18 protein-coding genes and 1 pseudogene are annotated in these 26,046 nt (G+C 57.0%); 8 read left to right on the top strand and 11 right to left on the bottom strand.

Going from position 1 to position 26,046, the window contains the following annotated elements:
* Positions 1–181: 181 nt before the first annotated feature.
* Positions 182–1,786 (top strand): 2-isopropylmalate synthase, encoded by a 1,605-nt coding sequence (locus Poly21_RS23315; RefSeq protein WP_146409406.1) that lies wholly within the window; start codon positions 182–184, stop codon positions 1,784–1,786.
* A 195-nt stretch (positions 1,787–1,981) separates the two neighbouring features.
* On the opposite strand, the gene Poly21_RS23310 is transcribed toward Poly21_RS23315, so the two are convergent.
* The 10 genes from Poly21_RS23310 to Poly21_RS23265 all read right to left on the bottom strand — a co-directional run bounded on the left by Poly21_RS23310 (position 1,982) and on the right by Poly21_RS23265 (position 12,828).
* Positions 1,982–3,337: a right-handed parallel beta-helix repeat-containing protein gene (locus Poly21_RS23310; RefSeq protein ID WP_302120300.1), complete on the bottom strand. Its 1,356-nt coding sequence runs from the start codon at positions 3,335–3,337 to the stop codon at positions 1,982–1,984.
* A gap of 20 nt (positions 3,338–3,357) precedes the next feature.
* Positions 3,358–4,707, bottom strand: a complete 1,350-nt coding sequence (mgtE, locus tag Poly21_RS23305; RefSeq protein ID WP_146409405.1) for a magnesium transporter — start codon at positions 4,705–4,707, stop codon at positions 3,358–3,360.
* A 134-nt stretch (positions 4,708–4,841) separates the two neighbouring features.
* Positions 4,842–6,227: an NAD(P)(+) transhydrogenase (Re/Si-specific) subunit beta gene (locus Poly21_RS23300; protein ID WP_146409404.1), complete on the bottom strand. Its 1,386-nt coding sequence runs from the start codon at positions 6,225–6,227 to the stop codon at positions 4,842–4,844.
* Positions 6,224–6,520, bottom strand: coding sequence for an NAD(P) transhydrogenase subunit alpha part 2 (locus Poly21_RS23295; RefSeq protein ID WP_146409403.1), 297 nt, complete (start codon positions 6,518–6,520; stop codon positions 6,224–6,226). Before Poly21_RS23295 ends, Poly21_RS23300 begins: the two co-directional genes overlap by 4 nt.
* Positions 6,521–6,537: 17 nt before the next feature.
* Positions 6,538–7,665, bottom strand: a complete 1,128-nt coding sequence (locus Poly21_RS23290) for a Re/Si-specific NAD(P)(+) transhydrogenase subunit alpha (protein ID WP_146409402.1) — start codon at positions 7,663–7,665, stop codon at positions 6,538–6,540.
* Positions 7,666–7,920: 255 nt separating this feature from the next.
* A complete protein-coding gene (locus tag Poly21_RS23285; RefSeq protein ID WP_146409401.1) occupies positions 7,921–8,760 on the bottom strand; it encodes a sugar phosphate isomerase/epimerase family protein in 840 nt (279 codons plus the stop codon).
* A gap of 142 nt (positions 8,761–8,902) precedes the next feature.
* Positions 8,903–10,249, bottom strand: coding sequence for an acetyl-CoA carboxylase biotin carboxylase subunit (gene accC / locus Poly21_RS23280; RefSeq protein WP_146409400.1), 1,347 nt, complete (start codon positions 10,247–10,249; stop codon positions 8,903–8,905).
* Positions 10,250–10,252: 3 nt separating this feature from the next.
* Positions 10,253–10,837 carry an acetyl-CoA carboxylase biotin carboxyl carrier protein gene (accB, locus tag Poly21_RS23275; protein ID WP_146409399.1) on the bottom strand — a complete coding sequence of 195 codons (585 nt, stop codon included), beginning with the start codon at positions 10,835–10,837 and terminating at the stop codon, positions 10,253–10,255.
* Positions 10,838–10,896: 59 nt separating this feature from the next.
* On the bottom strand, positions 10,897–11,994 hold the full coding sequence (locus Poly21_RS23270; protein ID WP_146409398.1) for a M24 family metallopeptidase: 1,098 nt from the start codon (positions 11,992–11,994) through the stop codon (positions 10,897–10,899).
* 261 nt (positions 11,995–12,255) lie between these two features.
* Positions 12,256–12,828 (bottom strand): helix-turn-helix domain-containing protein, encoded by a 573-nt coding sequence (locus tag Poly21_RS23265; protein WP_007329551.1) that lies wholly within the window; start codon positions 12,826–12,828, stop codon positions 12,256–12,258.
* 844 nt (positions 12,829–13,672) lie between these two features.
* Between Poly21_RS23265 and moaC the strand changes: the two genes are divergently transcribed.
* The 7 genes and pseudogenes from moaC to mqnC all read left to right on the top strand — a co-directional run bounded on the left by moaC (position 13,673) and on the right by mqnC (position 24,809).
* Entirely contained in the window at positions 13,673–14,185 is a 513-nt protein-coding gene (moaC, locus tag Poly21_RS23260; RefSeq protein ID WP_146409397.1) for a cyclic pyranopterin monophosphate synthase MoaC, read from the top strand.
* 830 nt (positions 14,186–15,015) lie between these two features.
* On the top strand, positions 15,016–16,230 hold the full coding sequence (locus tag Poly21_RS23255) for a DUF1559 domain-containing protein (RefSeq protein WP_146409529.1): 1,215 nt from the start codon (positions 15,016–15,018) through the stop codon (positions 16,228–16,230).
* A gap of 81 nt (positions 16,231–16,311) precedes the next feature.
* Entirely contained in the window at positions 16,312–19,266 is a 2,955-nt protein-coding gene (locus tag Poly21_RS23250; RefSeq protein ID WP_302120293.1) for a CRTAC1 family protein, read from the top strand.
* A gap of 368 nt (positions 19,267–19,634) precedes the next feature.
* Complete coding sequence (locus Poly21_RS23245; RefSeq protein ID WP_146409395.1) at positions 19,635–21,080, top strand: IS4 family transposase; 1,446 nt, start codon at positions 19,635–19,637, stop codon at positions 21,078–21,080.
* Positions 21,081–21,792: 712 nt separating this feature from the next.
* Complete coding sequence (locus Poly21_RS23240) at positions 21,793–22,818, top strand: polyprenyl synthetase family protein (RefSeq protein WP_146409528.1); 1,026 nt, start codon at positions 21,793–21,795, stop codon at positions 22,816–22,818.
* 41 nt (positions 22,819–22,859) lie between these two features.
* Positions 22,860–23,603 (top strand): annotated as a pseudogene (locus Poly21_RS27870) (menaquinone biosynthetic enzyme MqnA/MqnD family protein); the annotation flags it as partial.
* A gap of 42 nt (positions 23,604–23,645) precedes the next feature.
* Positions 23,646–24,809, top strand: a complete 1,164-nt coding sequence (mqnC, locus tag Poly21_RS27865; protein ID WP_436967521.1) for a cyclic dehypoxanthinyl futalosine synthase — start codon at positions 23,646–23,648, stop codon at positions 24,807–24,809.
* Between the two features lie 41 nt (positions 24,810–24,850).
* Here the strand turns inward: mqnC and prfB are convergent.
* Positions 24,851–25,976 (bottom strand): peptide chain release factor 2 gene (gene prfB, locus Poly21_RS23230; protein WP_367302566.1). Its coding sequence is split into 2 segments (ribosomal slippage): positions 24,851–25,906 and positions 25,908–25,976, totalling 1,125 coding nucleotides; the frame shifts between segments, so codons are not numbered across the junction.
* Positions 25,977–26,046 lie beyond the last annotated feature (70 nt).

The raw sequence follows: 26,046 nt of genomic DNA, 5'->3' as shown, positions 1-26,046 counted from the left end.
GGTCTGCTTCCCGGCAGCTCGAGCCGATTCGTCGTGTGACCGTAGAGCGTCGCTTTTCCGCACACAGCTGAACACGAATTAGCCCGAGCCGCCTGAAATTGCGTCTCGGGCTTTTTTTATGTGCTCGTCGTCCGCCACCGTTTGCCACTCGTTTTCCATTCTCACCACCTTTTGAACTGCCATGTCCGATCCCATGCCCGTTGCGGATTCCGCCGCAGCCGAACCAACCCCCGCCACCGAACCGCGTCACATTCGCATTTTCGACACCACGCTTCGCGATGGCGAGCAGTCGCCCGGGGCGAGCATGAACCTGGCGGAGAAACTCGAGGTGGCGGCGGCGTTAGCCGAAATGGGCGTCGACGTGATTGAGGCAGGTTTCCCGATTGCCTCGCCAGGTGATTTCGAAGCCGTTCGGCAGATTGCCGCAACGATTCGCGGTGCCACAATCTGCGGTTTGGCGCGGTGCAATGAAAAGGACATCGACCGCGCATGGGAGGCCCTCAAGGTCGCCCCGAGCAGCCGCATCCATGTGTTCCTGGCTACCAGCGCAATCCACCGGCAATTTAAATTGCGGATGACGACCGATGAAATCGTCGAGCGGGCGATCGCGGGAGTCAAGCGAGCGGTGTCGCATTGTGATGACGTCGAGTTCTCTCCTGAGGACGCCTGCCGCACCGAGCACGATTTCTTGTGCCGCGTCGTGGAGGCGGCAATTGACGCTGGCGCCACAACAATCAACGTTCCCGACACGGTGGGCTATGCCACGCCCGCCGAGGTCTTCGAGCGTTTCCAGATGCTTCGCAATCGTGTTCCCAATATCGACAAAGCGGTCTTGAGCACGCATTGCCACAACGACTTAGGAATGGCCGTTGCCAACTCGCTGGCGGCCGTCGCCGGCGGAGCCGGCCAAATCGAATGCACGATTAATGGGATTGGCGAGCGTGCTGGGAATGCTGCCTTGGAAGAGATCGTGATGGCGATTCAAACTCGGCGAGATTGCTTGAACCTGACTACTGGTATTAATTCTCGTCGGCTCGTCCCTGTCAGTCGCTTGGTCAGTAAAACGACCGGCATCCACGTGCAACGCAATAAAGCAATTGTGGGTCGCAACGCATTTGCCCACGAATCCGGAATCCATCAAGACGGGATGCTGAAGGAACGCAGCACGTACGAGATCATGTCACCGGAGGAAGTTGGCTTCGCGAAGACCGACCTGGTGCTGGGCAAACACAGTGGACGGGCAGCTCTGGCCGACCGGGCAAAACAATTGGGTTTCACGATCAGTGGTGAGCAGTTACAGCAGGTCTTCGATAGCTTCAAAGTACTCGCGGACAAAAAGAAGGAGATCTACGACGGAGACATCGTGGCTCTGGTCCAGCAACAAATTAGTGGACCGGAGATTTCGCAATGGAGTTTGCTGGACTATGAAGTCACGAGTTCTCGCAGCCAGACGCCGCGAGTGCGTGTGACCCTGGGCCACGGCGGCGAGGAGTTCACCGAACAGGTTGAGCAAGGCGATGGTCCCATTGACGCGGCCTTCTGGGCCGTCGAGAAGATCACAGGAATTGAGCTGGTCTGCAAGGACTTCCGCGTCCGCAGCGCTACGCTCGGTCGTGACGCCATTGCGGAAGTCAATTTGGAGGTCGAGCACAAAGGACGCACCTATCGCGGGGTCGGAGTTAGCACCGATAGCGTCGAAAGCACCATCTTCGCCATTCTCAATGCGATCGATCGGATCGTCTCGGGAGACGAAGTCGGCGAAGAAAGCGACCTGCCTCAGCCGTAATGGCTGCCGTCACATGTGATTGAGGTGGCTTTTGTTGAGGAGGCCGTCAGCACCGTCGCCGGCCGGGCCGCTGGCTCCTCGCGGCGCCCAAAATCAAACCGCCCGGTAAACTCTTAGCGGAGCGGCGCAAGCCGCCCGGCGGTCGATTTTGTGGTATTGGCCCTGAGGCACCAGCCCGGCCTCACTAAGACGCGACTATCCCTCGCTGGGAACGAATTCAAACGCGCCACAGTCAGGCGTCTGGCCGTGAAACGGAAATCCAATGTCCACGCCCGCGTCCACCAGGGGACTATCGGGCGTGAGGTGCAGCAGCGATATCCTAGGTAACTCACCATTGGTTTGGCGCGGAGCTGCGAGCTGACTTTCATCGAGCCCAACGAAATCCTTTTCCGACAGTTCCATATCGATGTCGAATGAATTATGCGATAGCTCGCATTCCTCGTAATTCAGTTGAACGACCGAGTTGCGGCTGCCGAAACTTAGATTGTTTTTAATGCGGTGCCCGTATCCTGGCACATCGGTAACGTTGTCAGGCAATCGTGAAAGAAAATTAAAGTTGGCACCGTTTCGAAAAGCGGTGTTGTTAAACCAGTCGACACCACCGATGTGGTGATTCGCGTAGAAACCGCAATTTTTATTCTTAGCTGCGACGCAGAACTGTACTCGATGTCGAGGAATCGGACTGGGCAATCGCCGCACCGACAAAGACCCGTACCCGCCAGCCTTGAATCCATTCCCGTCGGCACGGCGCTCGAATCCTGGCGAGTACCCATTCCAGAACGCCCAGCAATGTTCGAACGTGACGGATTCCGACGCTGAAATGCAGTCGAATCCGTCATCGCTATTGAACCAGGCGCGGCAGCCTCGAAAAACATTGCCGGTGCTACCCGGTGTCGGATGGCACCCAAATCCATCGACATTGCCACCACGACCACCTTCGGAGACGGGATCATCATTACGATACGCGTCGCAATTGAGAAACAGATTGTCTGAACCGCGAACGCTGTAGATTCCGATCGCGTGGCCGTCGTGCATGCTCAGCTGCTCGAAAATATTGTGACTGCCATTGTTAGCGAAGCAGATCGACTGAGTATGCGATGGGATCGTGACCTGCACGCCTACCACCTCCAGTCCGCGCAGATGGATCCAAGATCCAGTGACCTCAAAGGCGTGCACTCGCTTGCCGCGCGGCCTGACTTCGGAGAAGTCGAACACAGGCTGCTCGTCTTGATAGGCCCAGTAATTAATTCGGTTGTCCGGCGTACCGCTTTTGTGAAGCCACGTCACATAAGCCCAAATACGCTCGGTCCGGGAGATCTGCGATTCCTGCACGTGGTACGTCCCACCGCGCACAAAGACCGTATCGCCTGGCCCGACGACCTCCTGCGCCCGATGAATCGATGCGAATGGTTGTTCGAGCGTGCCGGGTTGATTGTCATCCCCGTCCGTAGCGACGTAAAACTCAGATGCCGCGACATTCGTCACGCCAGCCATGCCGGCCAGGAATACCATCAGCGTGTAGCCGATCCCACGACGGGGCATGAATTTCATCGATCTCACCTCTTGCTGAACTAGCCCAGGATCAGTCGGGCGACATTGATATAAATCACAATGCCAAGGATATCCACAATCCCGGCCACGAACGGATTACTCATCAAGGCCGGGTCGAGGCCAAGGCGTTTAAAGAGAATCGGCAGCGTGACGCCGCATAAGCAACCACACATGATCACGCCGAGAAGCGTGATAGGAATCACCATGGCGGCGACTGCGGAGGGGGCCACGAAGAGGGCCACCAAAAATCCAAACGCTGCCAGAAAACCGCCGAGCATGAACGCGACACGCAGTTCACGCGATAACACCTTGGGCAGGTCTGACAACTCAACCTCACCGCCCGTCATCGCGGTGATCACCAGGGTCGCCGACTGACTGCCCGAGTTACCTCCGGAACTGATGATCAGGGGAATAAACCATACCAACCAGGCATTGACTGCCAATTCGCTCTCGTAGTGCCGCAGGGCAAAGGCGGTTAACAAGGCCGCGAAAAACAGAATGGTTAACCACAGCCCCCGTTTGTAGGAAAGAGTGAATAGTCCGATGCGCAAAAAGTCATCGTCAAAGGGTTCAACCGCAGCAATCCGCTGCGCGTCCTCGGTCAGTTCTTCGCGAACGACGTCGATCACGTCATCATGCGTGATGATACCGAGCATCTGGCGGCCTGAGTCAATCACGGGTATCGCGAGCAGGTTGAATCGCTCCACCTTCTCAGCCACCGATTCTTGATCCTCACCGGCCAATGCGGCGACGACGTCGGTCTCCATCAGCTCGCCCAACGTACGCGATTTATGCTTGAGCGATGAAACGAGTTGCCGAGTTGAGACGATCCCGCGAAGGAGATTATTATCGTCGACGATGTAGAGGTAATAAATTGTTTCGAGATCGCGTGCGATCGCCGCCAGTTCATCGAACGCCTCACTGACGGTGAGCTTCTCTGCTAGCTTGGCAACCTCCGTCGTCATCAACGCGCCGGCAGTCCCCTCAGGATAGGAACGCAATCGTTCAATGTCGCGACGTTCACTGGTGGGCAGCAGGGGGAGGATCTCATCGACCGCCTGCGTCGGCAATCCTTGGATCAGGTCGACGCGATCATCTGCCGGGATCTCTTCAATCAACCTCGCCGTTTCGGCAGCCGGCTCATCGGCGAGCATGGCGAGCTGGCGGTCTTCATCAAAATAGCCAAAGATCTCCGCCCGCCGCTCTGGCTCGGCAAACTGCAGCACCCGCCAGACGTCGGCGTCATCGAGGCCTTCCATGAACTCGGCTGTCCGGCCCGCGTTCAAGGCCGTGCAGAATTCTCGCAGCTCCAAATCCTGGCTGAGCGCCAGCATCTCGCGAAGTTCCGGCAGCAGAAGCGTATTTACCAATTGAAAAATCTGTGCTGGCGGACGATGGCGTCAATCCTGTTCACGAAGATATACCGCCCAACGTAAGCTGACGAACCGCCGCGGGGGCATGCCCCTATCTCGCTGGCGGTTCGCGATTGCAAATCAACGGTGCGTTAGCTCTTGAACGCCGAGATCACCTTGGAAAGTGATTGCTTGGCATCGCCGAAGAGCATCCGCGTATTCTGCTTGAAGAACAGTGGATTGTCGACACCGGAGAAACCAGATGCCATCGACCGTTTGAGCACAAACACCGTACGAGCTTGGTCGACGTTGATGATCGGCATTCCATAAATGGGACTGTTCTCATCCTCACGCGCCGCTGGATTGACGACGTCGTTGGCACCGATCACGATCACGACATCAACATTCTCGATCCGGCGATTGATGTCGTCCATCTCAATGAGCTGATCATAGGGAACGTTCGCTTCGGCCAATAGCACATTCATGTGCCCCGGCATTCGTCCAGCGACGGGGTGGATCGCGTAGCTCACTTCAGCGCCGTTTTCCTCCAACAATTCGCCGAGCTCGCACACCACATGCTGCGCCTGGGCGACCGCCATGCCGTAACCCGGCACCATCACCACCGATGAGGCGGCTTCTAAGATCAGGTACGCATCGTCTGGATTGATCGGCTTGACCTCACCTTCTACCTTTGTCGCGGCCTTCGCGGCAGTGAACCCGGAGAACAGTACGTTGCTGAGCGAGCGATTCATCGCCTTGCACATGATATTCGTCAGAATGATGCCGGCCGCACCCACGAGCGCCCCCGCCACAATCAAGATCGTATTGTTGATAGCCAATCCAGCGGCACAGGCAGCGAGTCCGGAATAGCTGTTGAGCAACGAGATCACGACTGGCATGTCAGCACCGCCGATCGGAATGACCGCCATCACGCCGAGCAATACCGAGAGTGCAATAACGACATAAATCAGTGTGCCCGTCCAAACCTCAGGCTGGGCAACCATCGCGACACCACAGCCAATCGTAGCGACCAGCATCGCCAGGCTGACAATCTGTTGGCCGGGAAATCGAATCGCCCCGCTGGGGATCGTTTCGGACAGTTTTCCCCACGCCACAATACTCCCCGAAAAAGTCACACCACCGATCAGGATCGATAGCAGGACGGTCACGACGGTGAAGGCCGACTGAGGATCACCCTCACCGGTGCCGCCGCTCATATCAAGTGCCGCCCATCCGACCAGCAGACTCGCCAAACCTCCCGATCCGTTAAACAACGCGACCATTTCGGGCATCCCAGTCATCGCGACGCGCTGCGCTGAGACCACGCCCACAATCGCACCGAGTACGGCAGCCACACCGATCCACCGGTAGTCGATAATCTCGTGAGACCCGAGCGTGACGACCACGGCCACCAGCATGCCCAATGCTGAAAGTTGGTTGCCACGCACGGCGGTCGCCGGAGAACCCAGCAGTTTCAATCCAAAGATAAACAGTATTGCCGAGACAATGTACGCGGCACCGATCAGTTCCTCGCTCATGAACGTGCCTCCGGTTCATCTTTCTTTTTAAACATGGCCAACATGCGATCGGTCACCATGTAGCCACCGACAACATTCACCGTCGCGAAGAACACCGCTAACGCAGCAAGCGCCGTTGCCCAGCCAGCGAGTTCGCCACCGGCTAACGTGATCGCGCCGACCACTGTGATACCAGAGATCGCGTTGGCGCCAGACATCAACGGGGTGTGCAGCGTCGCGGGGACTTTCGAGATCAGCTCAAAACCTAAAAAGATCGAGAGCATCAAGACGAAACCTAGAAAAACGGTTTCCATGTTGGGGCCTTGGGTGTTTATTTGTTTTGAATCATGGGATGGACAATCGTGCCGTCGCGAGTGATCACGGCAGCTTGAACAATCTCATCGTCGGGCGACATGTTCCATGCTTTCGCTTCGGAGTCCCAGAACTCCTCGATCAGATTGCACAGGTTGTTGGAGTACATTTCACTGGCACTGCGGCTGACGTGAGAGGGCAAGTTGCCAAGTCCGAAGATCTTCACACCACCGACATCGACCACTTCGTTGAGCACGCTGCCTTCGACATTGCCACCCGACTCCACCGCCATGTCGACCACGACGCTGCCCGGCTGCATCGAGGCCACCATTTCTGCGGTGACGATCCGCGGGGCGGGCCGACCGAACAACTGGGCCGTCGTGATCACGACGTCCGACTCAGCGATCACTTTAGCTTGCCCGGCTTTCTGAAGCTCGATTTGTTCTGGAGTGAGAGCTTTCGCATATCCCTGCTCCGTCTGGCCGACCTCACCCAAGTCAATTTCAACAAACTTTGCCCCCAGCGAACGCACCTGCTCGGCAACCACAGGACGCGTATCGAATGCTTCGACGCGAGCGCCGAGCCGTTTCGCTGTCGCGATGGCCTGCAATCCGGCCACCCCCGCACCGATCACGAACACCCGGGCCGGCCGGATCGTGCCCGAAGGCGTCATCATCATCGGGAAAATTTTCGGGCAATGGTAAGCGGCCGCGATCACGGTCACGTAGCCAGCCAAGTTTGCTTGAGAGGAAAGCGCATCCATTTTCTGCGCCCGCGTGCTCCGTGGAATCATTTCCATGGAAACCGCCGTTACCTGCCTGGCGGCCATCGCGTCCACCAAGTCCCGGCGATTCATCGGATCGAGGAAACTGACATGCACGCTGCCACTTTTGAGCGTTTCAATATCGCGGGCTTCGGGCTGGCGAACTCGCAGTACCAAGTCCGCTTGCGAGAGCACCTCATCCCGATCGGCCACAACCGACACTCCTGCCTCGGTGTACTCCTCGTCGGAGAAGCCCGACGCGAGCCCGAGACCGGACTCCGCAGTTATCTCGAACCCACTTCCGATCAGCTTTTTCGCGTTGCTCGGCACGAGCGAGGTTCTGAGTTCGCCCGGCCAGGTCTCGACCGGTACACCAATTCGCATTTCATTTCCCGTCGGTTTGTCACAACGATCCCACCAAACTGAGACTACAGCCTAAGCTGAGCCGGAGAGAAAAGAAAGTCTGGCGAAGGTGAACAATCATGCGCCGCGACCGCGGCCGAGCGTGCTGAGCACGCCAGCGTGATCGTTTCTTTTGCGTCGTACTGCGCATCGTGGAAGGTATCGACGGGCATGCGTGGCTCGCCACATGCGGCTCACCACTCAGCCCAACTGCCGTTACAGGATTGTCGTCAGCGTCTAGGTAGACACCTTTTCCATGGCGGCATTGGCAATGGTGACGCATTGGCGAATCTCAGCGAGCGGATTGCTCGGGTCTTCTTCGTACTCGAGCGACAACGCACCGTTGGTGGGAAAGCCAACGTCCTGCATGGCGACGAAGACGCCTTCGACATCGAGGTGCCCTTGGCCCAAGACCACACCCTTGGTGTGTTCTTTCATCTCAGCAAAGTCCTTGAGATGGACGCCATACAGACGTCCTTTCAGCGAGCGGATCACCTCGACGGGTTCTTGCCCAGATCGGATGTAGTGTCCGAGGTCTGCGCACGCCCCAATCCGCTCGTCATGACCTTCGATCGCCTTGAGCACATCAACGACTTGGTTGTAACGCGCCGACGGACCGTGATTGTGGATGGCGATGCGAATGTCGAACTCGTCGACGAGGTCGTCCAAACTATCGAAAGCGGCCGGCTCTGGATCTGCCGTAATGGTCGGCACACCAAGTGCCTTGGCAAATTCAAACAGCTTGCGATTGGCAGCAGCGTCGCCACCAAAATGATTCACGCCGTGCGCAGAAATTGACATACCCAAGTCGGACACGCGTTTCTTAATCTCCGCGATCTGCTCCGGCGTCGAGTTGATTGGCAGCATCCCACTGTAGAACTCCACCTCATCAAATCCGAGATCAGCGGCGTGTTGCAACGCATCATTGACGTTGTAACCCCGCAAGGAATAGAGCTGAATGCCCAATTTTGCTTGGGGGGCACCGGCGGCCCATGCTGGCCGAGGCAGTGTGGCCGCAGCCACCGTTGCAGCCGTAGCAGCGAGCCATCGTCGTCGTGAGAATGAAGGAAAATCCATGGGAGATCTCATACGGGTAAAATACGAAGTGGGGAATCCCCACCAGCATAACCCGGACGTATCGTGGTGGCGAGTTACGCAGACACCAAATGTTTCCCCGCTCAATTCTCACGACCGGCGAAACCGTCGGTCGGCAATCCGACTACTGCCCTTTGTATGCTCGGTCGACATACTTGGTGTCGACACTGCCGCCGAGGAACGCTTCGTCCCGCAGGATCCATTCGTGGAACGGGACCGTCGTCGAAATTCCTTCTACCTGCAGTTCGCGGAGCGCGCGGAGCATCGTGGCGATGGCGAGTTCCCGTGTGGGCCGATGGACAATCAATTTGCCAATCATCGAATCGTAGTAGGGAGGCACCGTATAACCGGTCGCCACGTGCGAATCAAATCGCACACCCAATCCGCCGGGAGCGAACATCGATTGAATTTTGCCGGGGCAAGGTTGAAAGTTCTTCTTGGGATCTTCCGCATTGATCCGGCACTCAATCGCCACGCCGCTGACGTGGAGATCATGTTGGGCGAAAGACAGGGTCTCACCCGCAGCAACGCGAATTTGCTCTTGGATCAGGTCCACACCGGTAATCATCTCCGACACCGGATGCTCGACCTGGATACGCGCGTTGACCTCGATGAAGTAAAAGTTGTAGTCCTTGTCCACGATGAACTCGACCGTGCCCGCACCCGCGTAATCGGCGCCGGCGATCATACGGACGGCGGCATCACAGATCGCCTCGCGGCGTTCTTGGGGCAGATCAGGACTGGGAGCTTCTTCGACGAGTTTTTGGTGTCGCCGCTGGACGCTGCAATCCCGTTCGAACAAATGGCAGACGTTCCCGTGGGTATCGGCGATGACCTGAACCTCGATGTGACGCGGGTTCGCAACGAATTTCTCGAGGTACACACCGCCATTGCCAAATGCTGCAATGGCTTCGTTTCGCGCAGCTTCGAGTTGGCTGACGAGCACCTCTTCGCTCTCGGCAACCCGCATGCCTTTGCCGCCACCACCGGCGGTGGCTTTGATCAGCACCGGAAACCCGATCTCCTGGGCTACTGCCGCGGCGCGACTAAAGTCAGTGATCAACCCATCGCTCCCGGGCACGACGGGGACGTTCTGGGCAACCGCCATGCTGCGGGCGGTGTTCTTGTCTCCGAGTTTTTCCATCGCGCTGGGCGAAGGACCGATGAATTCAAAGCCGCTGCTCCGGCACATTTCGTTAAACTGAGCATTCTCAGCTAAGAAACCGTAGCCGGGGTGAATCGCATCCGCCCCGGAGACTTCTGCCGCAGCGATGATCCGGTCGGTTTTAAGATAACTATCGGCGCTGCGGGCGGTACCGACGCAAATCGCCCGATCGGCGAGCTTGACGTGCATGGAGTCGGCATCCGCTTGGCTAAAAACCGCGACGGATTCAATGCCCATTTCACGGCAGGCACGGATGATGCGCAGCGCAATTTCGCCACGATTGGCGATCAAGATTCGTTGAAACATCGCTCAGCTACCGGTCTGGATGCGGAAGAGGGGCTTGTTGAAGTCGACGGGTTCCTGATCACCCACGAGCACCTCGACGATTTTGCCGCTGCATTCGGCGGGAATCTCGTTGAACACCTTCATCGCTTCGACGATGCACACGACGGTGTCTTCGCTGACCCGGTCGCCAACTTTGACAAACGCCGGCGCCTCGGGGTTCGCTCGAGCGTAGAATGTCCCCACCATGGGCGAATTAATCGTGATCGTACCGGCGGTCGATGCTGCTGCGTCGGATCCACCGCTAGCGGGGGCTGCGGCCGCCGGAGCCGGGGCTGGCGCCGCAGCGACAGGGGCGGGGGCAGGTGCGCTAACGGGGTACGCGGCGGGTACGGGCTGCGAGCCGCCACGGGTCAATCGAATGCGATCGTCGGCCTGCTGCAGGTCCACTTCGCTGAGTTCGTGTTGCTCCATCAACTCGACGATCTGGCGAATGCGATCGATGTCGAAAACGTCGCCCGGTCCAGTCGCTGAGCGAGATTTTGCCCCCTGAGGGGATTTCGAGCCAACGCTCTTGGTGGTCGAGCCGCGTTTGGGCGAATCAGCAGTCATGCGAAAAGCCTGAGTTTCAAAACGAAAGGGTGGTGTGCGTGGGGATTCAGACCGGTGTTTTACATTACCAGCGGGCAATCATCGAGACCCTTGGGGAGGTCGCTGAGCAATTCACAGCCAGTATCGGTGACCAACAGATCATCTTCGATGCGAATACCGAACTCCCCCTCGAAATACACACCTGGCTCGACGGTCAGCACCATTCCGCTGCGGAGCGTCTCGGTGCAGGCTGGACCCATGCGGGGATCTTCGTGAATTTCGAGTCCAAAACCGTGCCCCAGTCCGTGACTGAATGCCTCGGCGAAACCGGCTTTGGCGAGGACGGCGCGGGCGGCGGCATCGACCTCAACGGCCGCGACGCCGTCGCGAATGGTGGCAATCGCTGCGAGCTGCGCTTCGAGAACGGCCTGGTAAGCGGCTTCATACCGGTCGGAATTGGCAGATTTCGAGCCTGGGCGGTGCAGAGTGCGGGTCAGATCGCTGCAATACCCGTCGACTTTCGCCCCCCAATCAATCAATAAAGTGCGACACTCGCCCAGCGGCATGTCACCTGGCCGATAGTGCGGCAGCGCCCCACTGGGCTCAGCCCCAACGATCGGATGAAACGACACGCCCTCGGCGCCGAGCTGCCGCATCGCGGCCTCGAGTTCATAGTGGATATCCTGCTCGGTCTTGGTCGGTTTGAAGTTCGCCGTGACCGTCCGAAAAGCCTGCTGGGCGATTGCGATTGACTGCCGAATCGTCGCGATTTCAAAATCATCTTTGATGGCGCGAAAGTTTTCGACGACAGACGACGTTTCGACCCAGGTCATCTCAGGCAGCCTGGCTTCCCAATCTCGCAGCATCGCGATGGAGACGTGCCCCGATTCGATGCCGATCCGACGCAGATTGTAAGACGAGGCCACTTCGGCAAACAGCTCACCGATTCGTTGTCCTGGCGGACGGATGGCGGCAGGTATCGACGGGCACTCCTGCTCGAGCTGGACTTGATACCTCCCGTCCGAGAGGATCGTCACCGATGTGGGCAGCACCAACAGCCACGAGCTGTCGCCGGTGAAACCGCTGAGGTAGCGAACATTGACGTCGTTGACAATCAACATAGCGTCCACGTCGAGGTCGGCCAGCGAGGTGGACAAGCGAGAGATGCGATCAGTCATAAGAGAAGCTGCTAGCTTTTCAGCTATCGGCTGCTAGTTTTCGAGAGAAGGGGTGGCTGGTGAGATACACGCGGTGTCGCCAGATGCATGGTAGCAGAGGAGGCCGTGTGTTGTAGCCGACCTGACAGTGTTCATGAAAGACAGGGCCGGGAGCAGAGTATCAAAAGCGAATTGATAACGAGTAGCCATAAAAAAACGCCACGGACGCGAGCGGGCAAGCGTCAGTGGCGTTTTTGAGCGAGGCGATGAATCGGTTAGTCCTTAGACCAACTCTTTCTTGGCACCGACGAGAGTTCGCAAACGTTCGGCGAGCAAGTGCGCGTCGAATGGTTTCTTGAACGTTTCGTTGATACTGCTGCGATCGAAGCTCATCGGTTGGCCGTCATCGGGCAACAACGCGATCAGCACAATGTCGGTGAAGTCGATGTTCTTCCGCAGGTTCTGGCAAATCTGGACCGCTTCGATCTTGCCGATCGAGAAGTCCACGATGATGCAGTCTGGGTTGAAGCTTTCGGCTTGAATCCCGGCTTCGAAACCGCTCGCCGCGACAGCGACTTTGAACGATTTTTCAGGGGGAAGCTCTCGCTTCAAGTTTTCGATCAACACCTGATCCTGGGCGACGATCAGGCATTTCGCCATCGCTTCGTCTTCCAGATCGCCCAGCGGCATGCCGTGCTCTTTCAGGAATTTGATCAAATATTCTCGCGGAATCCGCCGATCTTGCGATCCGGGAATCCGGTAACCTTTTAAACGCCCCGAGTCAAACCATTTGCTAACGGTTCTCGGGGCAACTTTACAGATCTTGGCGACCTGACCAGTTGTGAAGACCTTCATTCTAGGTGCTCCAAACGCCTCGTTGATTCATCCCTTGAAAACATGGTGCGTCGGTAACCATGTCCTCGATGGCCCGTGGTCGTTCGTCCAATCGTTTGTCAGTGAAACTGGGTTTTGCGGTGGGTCGCAATCAGTTTGCACCAAACGATTCTCAAAACGCTGGGTCTGGGCCAGCCGGCTCGCATCCTGCTGAACGCTTTGCCGAAGTGGGATCCTCGCTGTTGATAAATGTAAATATGAGGTGGCTCATCCACGCGGGTACGTGAATGTCGGGGGAAAAAATCAGATGCCGCTTGTCGCGTGCCTGTCTTCGAATTGTTCTCGATGGAGACTGCGTTCTCGACCGCGTTGGCAATCTAACCAGTAGATTCCACGCAGCAAGAAAACAGGACTCCGATCGAAACAACCCGTACAGGATCGCTCATCGACCGCGTTCTGGTTCTCCGCATCGACCACCAACCGGTCAGACCAACGTCTGATGGTATGGATTGGCGATGCGGAGCAACGCGAACACGTTTCCCAGAATTCCCCCCTGGGTGTCCGTCGACCTTCGCCGTTCACTTCGATAACCTACCGGGGCAGAAAATCGAAGTAAAAGTGAAAGTGTCCTTCCAAGGCTTAGTGTCGAGCAAAACCGGGGTAACTCTTTAATGCGTTTCAGCAGGAATGACCACTATCAGCGGATCAAGCGGCCAATTGCCGTAATTTGCAAGTCAAGATCAATCGACACACGGAAATTTTTTTCCACCGCAGGTTACGACGTGTTCCAATCGCAGTCGGTTCCCTCACGCCAACTTTCGCGACTGCATTATTTCATCATTTTTTCACAAATCGGATGGAGTTCATGAACCGCTCGGATTCGCAAAGCTCGACGCATTTCGATGATGCTGGCCAAGCTCACATGGTGGATGTGACCGGCAAACTTGTCACCGCGCGGATCGCTACGGCGTCCTCGCGAATTTGCATGAACTCACTCGCCGCCGAAGCCATTCGGGCCGGCACCAGCCGCAAGGGGGATGTTCTGGGCATCGCCCGTATCGCGGCCATCGGCGCAGCGAAGGCGACGGCAACCCTGATCCCGCTCTGTCATGCCATCCCGATCGAGGGCGTCGAGGTCGACTTCCAGTGGCTCGCTCCAGTCGATGCGGCATCCACATCCCAAGAATCGCTGCTGTGTTCGGTGACTGTGCGGACCACGGCCAAGACCGGCGTCGAAATGGAAGCACTCACCGCCGCCTCGGTCGCTGCGCTGACGGTCTACGACATGCTTAAGAGCGTCGATCGAACGATGGTAATCGTCGCAACCCGTTTGGAATCGAAGTCAGGGGGCAAGTCCGGTACGTTCTCACGAGCATGATGTGAGCTCCGCGCCGGAAAACGATCTTGGCATGCCCCTTCCAGCATTCGCTCTTTCACTCCAACAGCGCGGAGATTTGTCGCACCAAGACGAGAGCGGGGGCAAAAAACGGTTCCATTCACCACTCCCGAAATATCGTGCGGAAGAACGAGCGGCAAGCGGTCCCCCACGGCAGTCACCGATGGCTTGAAATACAGAGCTTGGCACTGCACAGGAGAAGCAGCGTTTCCAGCGACCAAGACCGAGGGTCTGCCACCCACACGTGGGAGCGTCTGCCTGTGAAACAGGCACGCGTCGCCGCAGATTAGCCTACTTTGTTGGCGGATGCGGTAATGGACTTGGAGATGCGAAGCTCACGCGGCCAAGAGTTCGAGGTGCGTTGTTCCACCTGTGAGCTCAATGACGCGCCTTTGAACTCGATGACGGCGGGCAGGGCGGCATAAAGCATCGCGGAGGCAGCACAGGTTTCACTTGGCTCAACGATTGCATGTGCGACTACTAGCAAGTTGAAGCGAAACGAATTTCGCTGTCGTTGCACTTGCCTCTCACTCCTGCCCCTTTTCGAGTCTGATCGTCATGAAACTGATGCGGCTTCCCGTTCTTTTTCTTCTCGCCTTCCTCTGCTCCGGATGTAGTTCGAATGAGCAGGCGACATACGAGCCGCTTGCCCTCCCGACGGCAGAAGAGGAGGAGGCCGCAAAAGCCTACAACGAGCAAATGTCCAAACGGCCAGGGGCCTAATTCCCACTCGATTGCTTGAGGTGACGACGTCGCCTTTCCTCCTTCTACAACCTGCATCTCCAACTCATTAAGGTTTGACTGTGTTTCGCATTGTTTCAAGAAACCAATTCCGACACCATGGATTTACCCTGGTGGAACTCTTAGTCGTGATCGCCATCATAGGTGTTTTGGTGGGCCTGCTGTTGCCCGCAGTGCAAGCAGCTCGCGAGGCTGCCCGGCGGATGAGCTGCTCAAACAATCTCAAGCAAATCGGCTTGGCACTACATAACTATCACTCGGCCTATGACAGACTGCCCATGCAAGCGGGTGGTACAAAAGGAACGGATTCGAACATTACGAACCAGCACTGGTTAAGTTGGTGCGTGGGTGTTTTGCCGATGATGGAGCAGCAGGCGCTCTGGCAGCAGATTTCCAATCCGTTTGCGTTTCAGCGGGACTTATTGACACCCCAGGTCCCGCCTTTTCCGGCAATGGGCAACGGCCCTTGGAATGCGAACTATGTGCCTTGGTTGACACAGGTCCCAGGCCTGCGTTGCCCAAGTGACCCCGCAGTCGCCAGCGGTGGTGAGGTGGCGTTTAGTAACTATGCCGCTTGCACGGGAGACGCGATTCGCGAACAGCATCACTCTGGGATTTGGCATGACGGGCGAGACGCCTCCCAAGCCGGTTGGACCTGGGGATCGGCGGCAGAGCAGCCCTACGCGCGGGGTGCGTTTCGAGCGCGGCACTTCACTCGGTTCCGCGATTTCCAGGACGGTTTGAGCAATACCCTGATGGCGGGCGAGGTGGCTTGTGACCTGGGCGACCGCGCCGTCATGACATCGCCCCTCCGCGATGTTGCGGTCGAACGAAATGGCGCGGCCGCTTACACTCAATCACCTTACATCGACCCCGCGCGGCCTAAGTTTTGGGCCGTCGGGCAGAATTTGGACGTCGATAACGGAACTCCAGGAGGTGGGGGTGCACCGCAACACGGTCGCGGGCGACGTTGGGCAGATGGTCGCCCGCAATTCTCGGCGTTCGTAACCATCTCGCCGCCTAACTCCGCCTGCATTGTTGAAGCTCACGGCAGTCGTGGGATTCTGCCACCTTCGAGTCGTCACCCTGGCGGTGTGCATGTGGCGTTTGCAGATGGGGCGATCAAATTCCTGACGGAGTCCATCGAAGCGGGAACCCAGAACCGACCCACCATCGGATTTGACTCCTCGGGAAAGATTACTGAGTCCGGAATCGCGAGCCCCTACGGGCTGTGGGGAGCGTTGGGTACCAAAGCAGGTAGGGAAGTGATCTCGTCCGACTTTTGATTTTCACTGGACATGATTGTGTATCCCGATCTTTTTTACGATAACAGCATCTCCTTTCACCGCCGAGAGTGGAGAAAGTTGATGCTGCTGTTGTTCCTGCTCACAGTTTTGGCGTTGCTCGGATGTGAGCCACACCCGAGTTCCTCGACACCTCCATCTGCCCTCGGCCAATCAGCCAGCGCCCAGTCTGCCAGCGCCCAGTCTGCCGCAGGGCAACCACCCATAAGCGTCACAGAGGCTTTATCAACGCCTCGCGAACAACTGAATTCTTTGTTGATTGTGGGCGGCGATGAGGCCGCGGAATCCGCTGAGCGTCTCGGCGACGCATACCTGAAAAAGGGTCGCGTCGATGACGCCATCGCGTCTTATCGTGCAGTAATGGAGATGAGGCCGGGCTCGTCCAGGTCGTTCTACGATAAGTTACTGCAAGCTTACGTGCGTTCTGGCCAGCCATACGAAGCGGTCCAGCTACTAAAGCGTGCGATTGCCGAACATCCGTCCGCGACTCAGTTTTATTATGATATCGCCGGCATCAGTTCAGCGATCGGAATGGCGGAAGAATCTCTGTTCGCAATGCGTGTGCTGATCAAACATGGCCAAGGAGATTTTGAAACCATTGCCGTTGCCATGGATCCCGGTCGCGTGAAGCCGGATTGGAATTATATCTATGAGCTGGTACGCGCTCACCCAGAACGTCACGAACTGCAGTATGGCTTGGCGGCGATTGATTTCGCTGATTTAAAGTACCATGAGGCGGCAACGAAACTGTCACAATTACTGGCCGTTCGACCCGATATCGATCCAGCTTGGGTACTATACGGCCACGCGATTGTTGAGTCCGAGGACGGTTCGGCGATCCAAGATTGGGCCAAACGCATACCTGCCCATCTTCGGGAAACGGAGGACTATTGGGCGATCGCAGGTGACTGGTCGCTGCGGACAGGAAATCACCAAGCGGCCAGTCGAGCTTATTTTGAAACGCTGCGAATCAACCCCAGTCATTTCCACGCCATGAGAGGCCTGCACCACAGCCTTTCGGAACTCGGACTCTCGTCGCAAGTGGAACTGGTGGCCGACCGAATCGAAAAGGAAACCGCCGTTCGCGATGCGTTGGGGCGTTTTTTTGAGGCCGAGCAACAGTCGCAAACATTCTGTTTCGAAATCGCCGATCAGCTTGTCGAGTTGGGCCGACCTTGGGAGGCATATGGTTGGGCGCGCAAAGCAAGTGAGGTTGCTCACGACCCAGTGGCAAACCTCGATCAACGCTTGGCACACGTTGCCCAACACATTTCTTCTGGAACGCCCTGGCAAATGCTAGGATCGAGCTTGCCCGAACAACTCGACCTTGCGGGACTTGGTGACTTTGACTGGCATTTCGATGTCGAATTGGTGAGGCCGGATGCGTTCCAGCCGAATCGGGTTCCAAAGCTTAATGATCGAGCCTTTGCGTTGAGCTATGACCATGAAGCCTTGCCTCGATCATCCGACGAGGAGCGGTGGCTGTGGATTTATCAGACCGTCGGCGGGGGCGTGGGGGTGATCGACTTTGACCTTGACGGTTGGCCTGACCTGGCTTCCTCCGTGCTCAACGGAGCGCCGATGAAATCCAATAGTTTCGCGAACACCTTGCACCGAAATGTCGATGGCAATTTTTTACGATGCGACGTCGAGGCAGGTTACGCCGATCATGGTTTTGGGCAAGGCGTCTTGGTTTGTGATTATAATGAAGACGGTTTCTCAGACCTGTTTGATTGCAATATTGGCGAGAACCGTTTGTATCAAAACCAGGGTGATGGGACGTTTGTCGACGTCACTCATGCGGTGGGGCTCGAAGGCAAACGTTGGTCGGCATCGGCGGCCATGGGGGATTTCGATGGGGACGGACTGAACGAAATTTTCGAGGTCTGTTATTGTGGCGGCGAGGAACCGTTTCATCATCAATGCGGCGGCGACAGCCATCTCGTCACGTGCCCCCCGTTGCAGTTTCCTGCTGAGCCGGACGTCCTTTGGTCAGTACAGCCTGATGGACGGGTCGTCGAGAAGAGCCAACTTCTCGCTGACGTATCAACGGTCGGGCGCGGCTTGGGGATCGTCGCGGGACAGCTCGACGGAACAGGCGGGCTGGATTGTTACATTGCCAATGATATGTCTGCGAATCATCTTTGGACCTATCGACACGAGGAACTCTCGTATCAGGAGACCGGGACGAGTCGCGGGCTCGGGCTCAGTGGCACTTCGCTAGCGCAAGCCTCGATGGGTGTCGCGGTTGCCGACGCCGATGCAGACGGTGACTTGGATTTCTACGTGACCCATTTCTCGCGGGATTACAACACCTACTATGAGCAGGTCTCACCAGGAAATTGGGCGGATCGGACGTATCAATCCGGCCTCCTCGAACCAACCATGCCCTGGCTCGGCTTCGGGACGCAGTTTCTCGACTTAACCAATTCCGGACATCTTGATCTTTTCATCGCCAATGGGCATGTCAACCGGCCCGCCGGTGGCGACGAGGATTACGAGATGCCACCGCAACTCTTTCAGCGCACCGAGACGGGGCGATGGGACGAATCAACCGCCAGCGAAATTGGAGAATATTTTACAGGGCGCCACCTCGGACGGTCGGTAGCCATCGCCGACGTTAATCGAGACGGGCAACTCGACCTGGCAATCACCCACGCCTCCACGCCGTCGGCGCTGTTGGTCAACCAAACCGAGAAAGTCGCCGATGAAGGCGCCTACATTCGCATCTACTTGAAGGGCACTCGTTCATCACGTGACGCCGTCGGTGCCACTGTCTCCGGAACGGTACAGGGTGCTCTACGAACCCATTGCCTACTCTCGGGCAATGGATACATGGGATCGAACGAAAGTGTCATTCATGTTGGCTTAGGGCAGGCGAGTACATTCCATGACGTCAAGATCACATGGCCATCCGGCCAAATCGATCAGGTTGGGGATTTGGAAAAGAACCGGGAGTACCTGTGCGTCGAGTCCAGCACGCCCAACGCTCCCATCGTTTTCGAATTGACGCGTTGAGATCATCTCGGCCACGCATGCAATCTCACTCTTCTGAGCTGCAAACAAATCGGCAAAAAAACCACTTCGGGCATCAAGTCGATACAGTCACATATCGGCGAACAAAGGGACTGTAGTGCGTTCGATTGCAACTAGGAGCCGCTACCATCACACTCTCCATCACACGTCGAAAAGTGGGTGGCCCGAATGGCACAGTCATTTGAATTTTGTGCAGTGAACTTGCGCAGTTCGTCTATTGGCAATCTGCGTTTTTTCGTAAATTTTGCAGGTCGCCTGGGCGTTGATCTTGCTTCGATGCGCTCTCGGCCTCGATGATGTGATTGCCCTCTCTGGTCAATGCTGCTACGCGAGACCAGGGAGGGTTTTCTATGTCCGTTATACCGAACAGCGCACCTCGTCGCAGCTTCAACTTGGGCAACGCTGTTGCTGGGTTTCTTTTACAGCCCGAACTTCCGTTTTCGCAAATCCTCACGCAGGACCGGATCGCACGAGTCTTTGCTCGGCACGGCGGAACCTTTGGACGCACCTACACCACGGCCATCGTATTATGGGCGTTCATGGGCCAAGTTCTACGAGATGGAAAAGAGGCCGCATGCCAGTCCGCCGTATCTCGGATCCTCAGCTTTCTGCAAATCGCTGGGGACGATGAGGCTGATCCCGATACCCGCGATTACTGTCGAGCACGAGCCAAGCTTCCTGAAACTGCACTCCATGAGTTGGCTTCTGACGTCGCCATCGAAGCGGAGGTGCAAGTCGATTCAAAGCATCTTTTCAAGGGACGTCATGCCAAGCTGATTGACGGCTCCACGTTCATGATGCCCGACACGATAAAAAATCAAATTGCATATCCCCAGAACACAGCGCAGAAACCAGGGATTGGATTTCCGATCGCTCGCATCGTCGTTGTCCTCTCATTGGCAACTGCCTGTGTCATTGATGTTGCCATCGGAAAATACAAGGGCAAGGCAACCGGTGAGACTGCGCTTCTACGCCAACTACTTGACTGCTTCGAATGTAGAGATATCGCCGTTGCCGACAGATTCTACGGCAACTATTGGATGATCGCGTTGTTGATAGCCCGTGGAGTCGACGTCTGCTTCCGCAAGCATCAAGCCAGACGCACTGACTTCCGAACTGGCAAGCGATTGGGGAAAAATGACCATCTTGTCACATGGACGCGCCCGAAACGGCCTGCTTGGATGAGCCCAGAGATGTATGACACGATGCCACTGGAAATCGTCCTTCGAGAGATTCGCTATATCATTGACGAACCCGGTCGAAAACAAGACCCGTTCGTGATTGTCACAACTCTGTATAACTGCGAACAAGTTAAGCAGGAGGTGACGATCGATGACATTGCCGAACTGTTCGGTTATCGCTGGAACTCGGAGCTCGATATTCGCAGTATCAAAACGCATCTGAACTTACATCACTTGCGTTGCAAATCACCAGAAATGGTTCGTCGCGAATTCTGGACGACGATCCTGGCGTACAACGCTATCCGAACGACCGCCGCTTGTAGTGCTGCATTGAATAACGTCAGTCCAAGACGCATCAGTTTCGTGAGCACTTGCCAGTTCGTACTTTCAGCGTGGGACATGATGGCCAGTGGACTGATGGCGATCGAAAAAGTACTTGGCTACTGCTTGAGCCGATTGAAACAGATTTCAAATTGCCTAGTTGGCAATCGTCCTGGAAGGTTTGAACCCCGAGTCCTGAAGAAGCGACAAAAGAACTACAATCTCATGATGCAACCGCGAGGAGAGCTCAAAGCCCGACTTGCCAACGGAGACAATTCCTTTGAGACGAAGTAGTTGCGCATATGACTGTGCCATTCGTGGGTGGCCCCTTTCTTCCCTGTGGTTTTACTGGCTCGCGAAGCCGGGCGATACCGTTCTAACCACCAGGTTCGCGAATCGCTACGCTTGAAAGTCGCGATGAACGCGTTCCGCGACCACCGCTGTCGCGTCCTTCACGGGACGCGTGGATTGAAACTTCTTAGGGTACTAGCGTACGGATCGTGACCACGGGCGCATATCAGCACGAGGTGGGCTTGGCATTGGTCGTTCTTGGAATGAACGCAAAAACACATCCTGACTTTGATCAGTTGGCGTTCTCGCCTTTGACACTTCTACCAGCTATCAGATATGAGTTCCGATCCTGAGACCTTAGCGGCTCAGCGCGCCCGTGGGGGTCTGGCGTGGACAGAGCGATCCGCCGGTGCAGCAAACCGACGAGGTTCGCAGCGACGTCTCGGCCGTGCTTGCTCGAAGCGAACGAGAAAGCAAAGGCAACGATCGAGCGTTGGCAAACTTCTGGTCCCGTTTGGAATCGCAGGGGGGAGACGCAGCGGGTGTTTTTTCACGAGCTGGATGCGGTTCCGCGTTGCCCCGCTGAGCAGAAATGCGGTTAGAGCCACTGTTGCCTCCTCAAGTTCGAACCCAACCGCATGCCATGAAACCACTCGTTGCCGCTGACCCGTCACCCACCGGCCATCCTCAGCATCCGAGCCCAGCCAGCGCTGAGATGGGGCGGGTCTACGCACCGATCTCTGATCACCTCGCTGCCGTCAATGCGCGGCTGCGTCAGGAGCTGCAATCTCGCTATGAGGCCATCACACCGATTCTGCGACATGGCACTCAGCTGGGCGGCAAGCGATTGCGGCCGGCCCTGCTGCTGCTCTCTGCTCTCGTGACCGAGCAGCACCTCGACTCCGTCGTCTCGAGGCCCCGCGGCAGGAACCGCCTGCCCGCGATCAGCGATGATCACATCACGATGGCGACTGTTATCGAGATGGTCCATACCGCGACGCTCGTCCATGATGATGTTCTGGACAACGCTGCTACACGGCGGCACACGCCAACAGTTAATATGCGGTGGAATCGTGACACCAGCATTTTGTTGGGTGACTATCTCTTCGCCCAGAGTTTCTCGCTCGCCACGACGCTGTCCTCGGCGGTGGCTTCGACGCAGGCCTGTCGCTGGGTCGGTCAGGCTGCCCAGCAGGTATGTGAGGGCGAACTGCGACAGGTCCTCAGCCGCGATCAGGAGAGCATCGACGAGGAGACCTACCTCGATATTTTGCGTGGCAAAACCGCCGAGCTGACAAGCGTATCGTGCCAGCTTGGCTGCAGCCTCTCCGGCGGCGATCCTGAGCTAATCGCCGCCTTGGGTTCCTACGGGAATGACCTGGGGATCGCCTTCCAAATCGCCGACGATTATCTCGATCTGTGGGGGGATCCCAATGAGATTGGCAAGACCCTCGGCACGGATTTGGTCCAAGGCAAGTTCACGCTGCCTCTCATTCGGCTGTTGCACAGCGACGTCCCCGCCGTCGCTGCGGAGGCGCGGGCGGCCCTGCGAGCCGCCCCCCCGGAGCGTCTGGCCAGAGTTCTCCCGCTGTTGAGCAACAGCGATGCGGCAGAATATACTCGCAAAGTCGCCAATCGTTTCCGCTGCTCAGCGATTTCCGCGATCGAGCATCTCGACCCCTCACCCGCCCGGGACTCGCTGATCGAAATTGCAAACTTCTCCGTCGGACGGCGAATTTAAGCCGATGCAACCCCGCTTTCACTCCCACTCCTGAATCTCCCATGCTCCGCTTCGGTGCCGTTTCCTATCTCAACACCAAACCGCTGATCGAGACGCTGCCGCAGCGTTTGGCCGGCTGGGGCTCGCTCCGCCTCGATCTTCCCTCCCGGCTGGCCACAGACCTGTCCAGCGGCGAGCTCGACGTGGCGTTAATTCCGAGTGTCGAGTACTTTCGCCATCGCGATCAGTACGAAATCGTCTCCGATGCGGCAATCGCCTGCCGCGGCCCAGTTTGGAGCGTGCGGTTGCTCAGCCGCGTGGCGATGCAGGACATCCGCACGCTCGCGTTGGATGAAGGCAGCCGCACCAGCGCTGCAATGGCGCAAGTCCTGCTCTGGGAGATGCACGGCGTGCGCCCCACCACGGTCCCATTCCCAATTGGAACCGCAGCGGAGGATGTCGATGCGGATGCGGTACTCGTGATTGGCGATCGAGCGATGCATCCGCCCCATGGCGTCTATCACGAAATCTGGGATCTAGGGGATCGCTGGTGCCGGTGGACCGAACTGCCTTTCGTGTTCGCGATGTGGGTCGCTCGACGTGAGATTACCGCCGACGCCACCGCGTGTGATCGCATCGCCGAAGCGCTTGACCTGTCCCGTGACGAGGGCGGTCAGTGTCTGGAAGCCATTGCCATTCGCGAAGCGGCCGGTCATGGTTTGACGAACGAAGACCTACACCGTTACTTTGCTGAAAACTTGCATTTCCACCTTGGCCCCCGCGAGCGAGCGGGGCTTGACCTCTTCCGCCAGAAATCAGAGGCCACGGGATTGATCCCGACCCCACCTATGACCATCGCAACCGTCTCCAATTCTTCCTCGGTTCGTCACATCCTCGATAAAGCCGTTGCGGGTGAGCGTCTGGACGATGCCGATGCCATCGCCCTGCTGCAGTCTCATGACCTCGCCGCCCTGGGCGCGGCCGCCGAAACGGTGTCGCGGCAAAAGCATCCTGAGCCGTATCGAACCTATAATATCGACCGGAACATCAACTACACGAACGTCTGCACGGCCGTCTGCGATTTCTGTGCGTTCTATCGTGGCCCGAAGAGCGATGAGGGCTATGTGCTGCCCCGAGAAGTGCTGTTGCAGAAGATCCAGGAAACCGTCGATCTCGGCGGCAATCAGATCTTGCTACAGGGCGGTCTGCACCCGAAATACAAACTCGATTGGTACGAGGAGATGCTTGGCGATATCAAATCCAAGTTCCCCAGCGTCAACATTCATGGGTTCTCTCCGCCCGAACTGCATCACTTTACCAAGCTCAATCGATTGTCGATCACGGAAGTCCTGACCCGCCTAAAGGCAGCGGGTCTGGGTAGTATCCCCGGTGGCGGTGCGGAAATCCTGACCGATCGGGTACGTGGCGAGATCACGCGTGGCAAGGTGATGACGGACGATTGGCTGGGCGTCATGCGAGCTTGGCATGAACTCGGCGGGGTCAGCTCGGCAACGATGATGTTCGGTCATGTTGAAACCCTTGCCGAACGTGTCGAGCACCTGCGTCGACTACGCGATCTGCAGGATGAAACCGACGGTTTCACTGCCTTTATCTGCTGGACGTTCCAGCCCGAACATACGCAGATGAGCGAACTCCCCAAGATCGGCTCGTTCGAGTACTTGAAGATGCTGGCCGTGTCACGACTCTATCTCGACAACATTCCGAATCTGCAGAGCAGCTGGGTGACCCAAGGAATGAAGATCGGTCAGATGGCGTTGATGTTCGGTGCCAACGACATGGGCAGCCTGATGATCGAGGAGAACGTCGTCGCCGAAGCTGGCACGGTGCACTACCTGTCCTTGCAACAGATCCGCGAGGCGATTGAAGAACATGGCTTCGAAGCACGCCAACGCGACGTGTTTTACAACCTCGTTGACGAGGAACTCGAGCAGAAAGCGATCACAGCCAACGCGAACGCCAGCGCCCGTGAGTTAGTCCAAATGTCGCTATAGTCGGTTTGCAGGGTAGTCGGTTGGCAGGTCGATACGCCTGCCTAATTGTCGTCGTCCGTCACTGCTTCGGTCTTACCGGCTTTGAGTCGCAGAAATGCATCGAGAAATCCTTGTAGCTCGCTGCCATTGATCACGCTTTCGAAATTCCCGACATAGTGTCCGGTGCGAGAATCTTTGACGCGTTGATCAGGATGCAGAAAATAATTGCGGATTTGGCTGCCGAACCCCGTCTTGGCTTGGCCGGCATATTTCGATGCTTCCTCGGCTTCACGGCGATCTTCTTCGATACGTGCCATCTTCGCACGCAGCATCTTCCACGCCGTATCACGGTTCTGGTGCTGGCTACGTTCGTTCTGGCACTGCACGACGGTGTTGGTGGGAATGTGGGTCAAACGGACCGCGCTATCGGTTTTGTTGACGTGTTGTCCGCCCGCACCACCAGCCCGATAGGTATCCTCACGCACATCCTTTTTCTCGATATCAATCGTGATGGAGTCATCGATTTCTGGCGACACACTGACGGCCGCAAAGCTGGTTTGGCGTTTGCTTTCGCTGTTGAACGGACTGATTCGGACGAGTCGGTGCATACCTTCTTCGCCCTTGAGGTATCCGTACGCCATCGGCCCCCGAATGGCGATCGAAGCGCGGTTGATGCCCGCCTCCTCATTCTCGTGTCGGTCGAGCAATTCAATTTTGTAGCCCTCCCCGACGGCCCACGCAGAATACATCCGGAGCATCATGTCGGCCCAGTCGTTGGCGTCGGTGCCGCCATCGCGGGCATTGATCTGCAGGATCGCGCCAGCCGCATCGTGGGGACCGTTCAAGAGGGCCTTCAGCTCCAAATCATCGAGCACGGCTTCGAGCCGCTTGACCTCAGCGGCAACCTCCTGCTCGACGGAGGGGTCTTCGTCTGCCATCTCAAACAATGCACCGAGGTCGGCAGCTGATGCGGACAGGTCGTCGAGTGGTCCTACGATGCCTTTGAGCGCCTTCAGCTGCATCACGACTTTCTGTGCGGATTCGCTGTTATCCCAGAAATCGGGAGCCGCCATCTGAGTCTCAATCCCTCGAATCTTCTCATTCTTGCCAGCGTGGTCAAAGAGAGTCCTGTAGTTGTTTCAGGCGAGCGACGATCGATTTACTTCGTTGGGTCAGTTCAGCGTCCATGACGAATCAGGCTCAGTGGGTATGATAGGGATAGTTTTTCAATGTTTGTGTGGTTCTCTCACCGGGTTAT

Source organism: Allorhodopirellula heiligendammensis, from assembly GCF_007860105.1.
Classification (GTDB): domain Bacteria; phylum Planctomycetota; class Planctomycetia; order Pirellulales; family Pirellulaceae; genus Rhodopirellula; species Rhodopirellula heiligendammensis.
The sequence above is the reverse complement of the archived record's forward strand: the minus strand, read 5'-3'. Positions and strand labels throughout refer to the sequence as shown.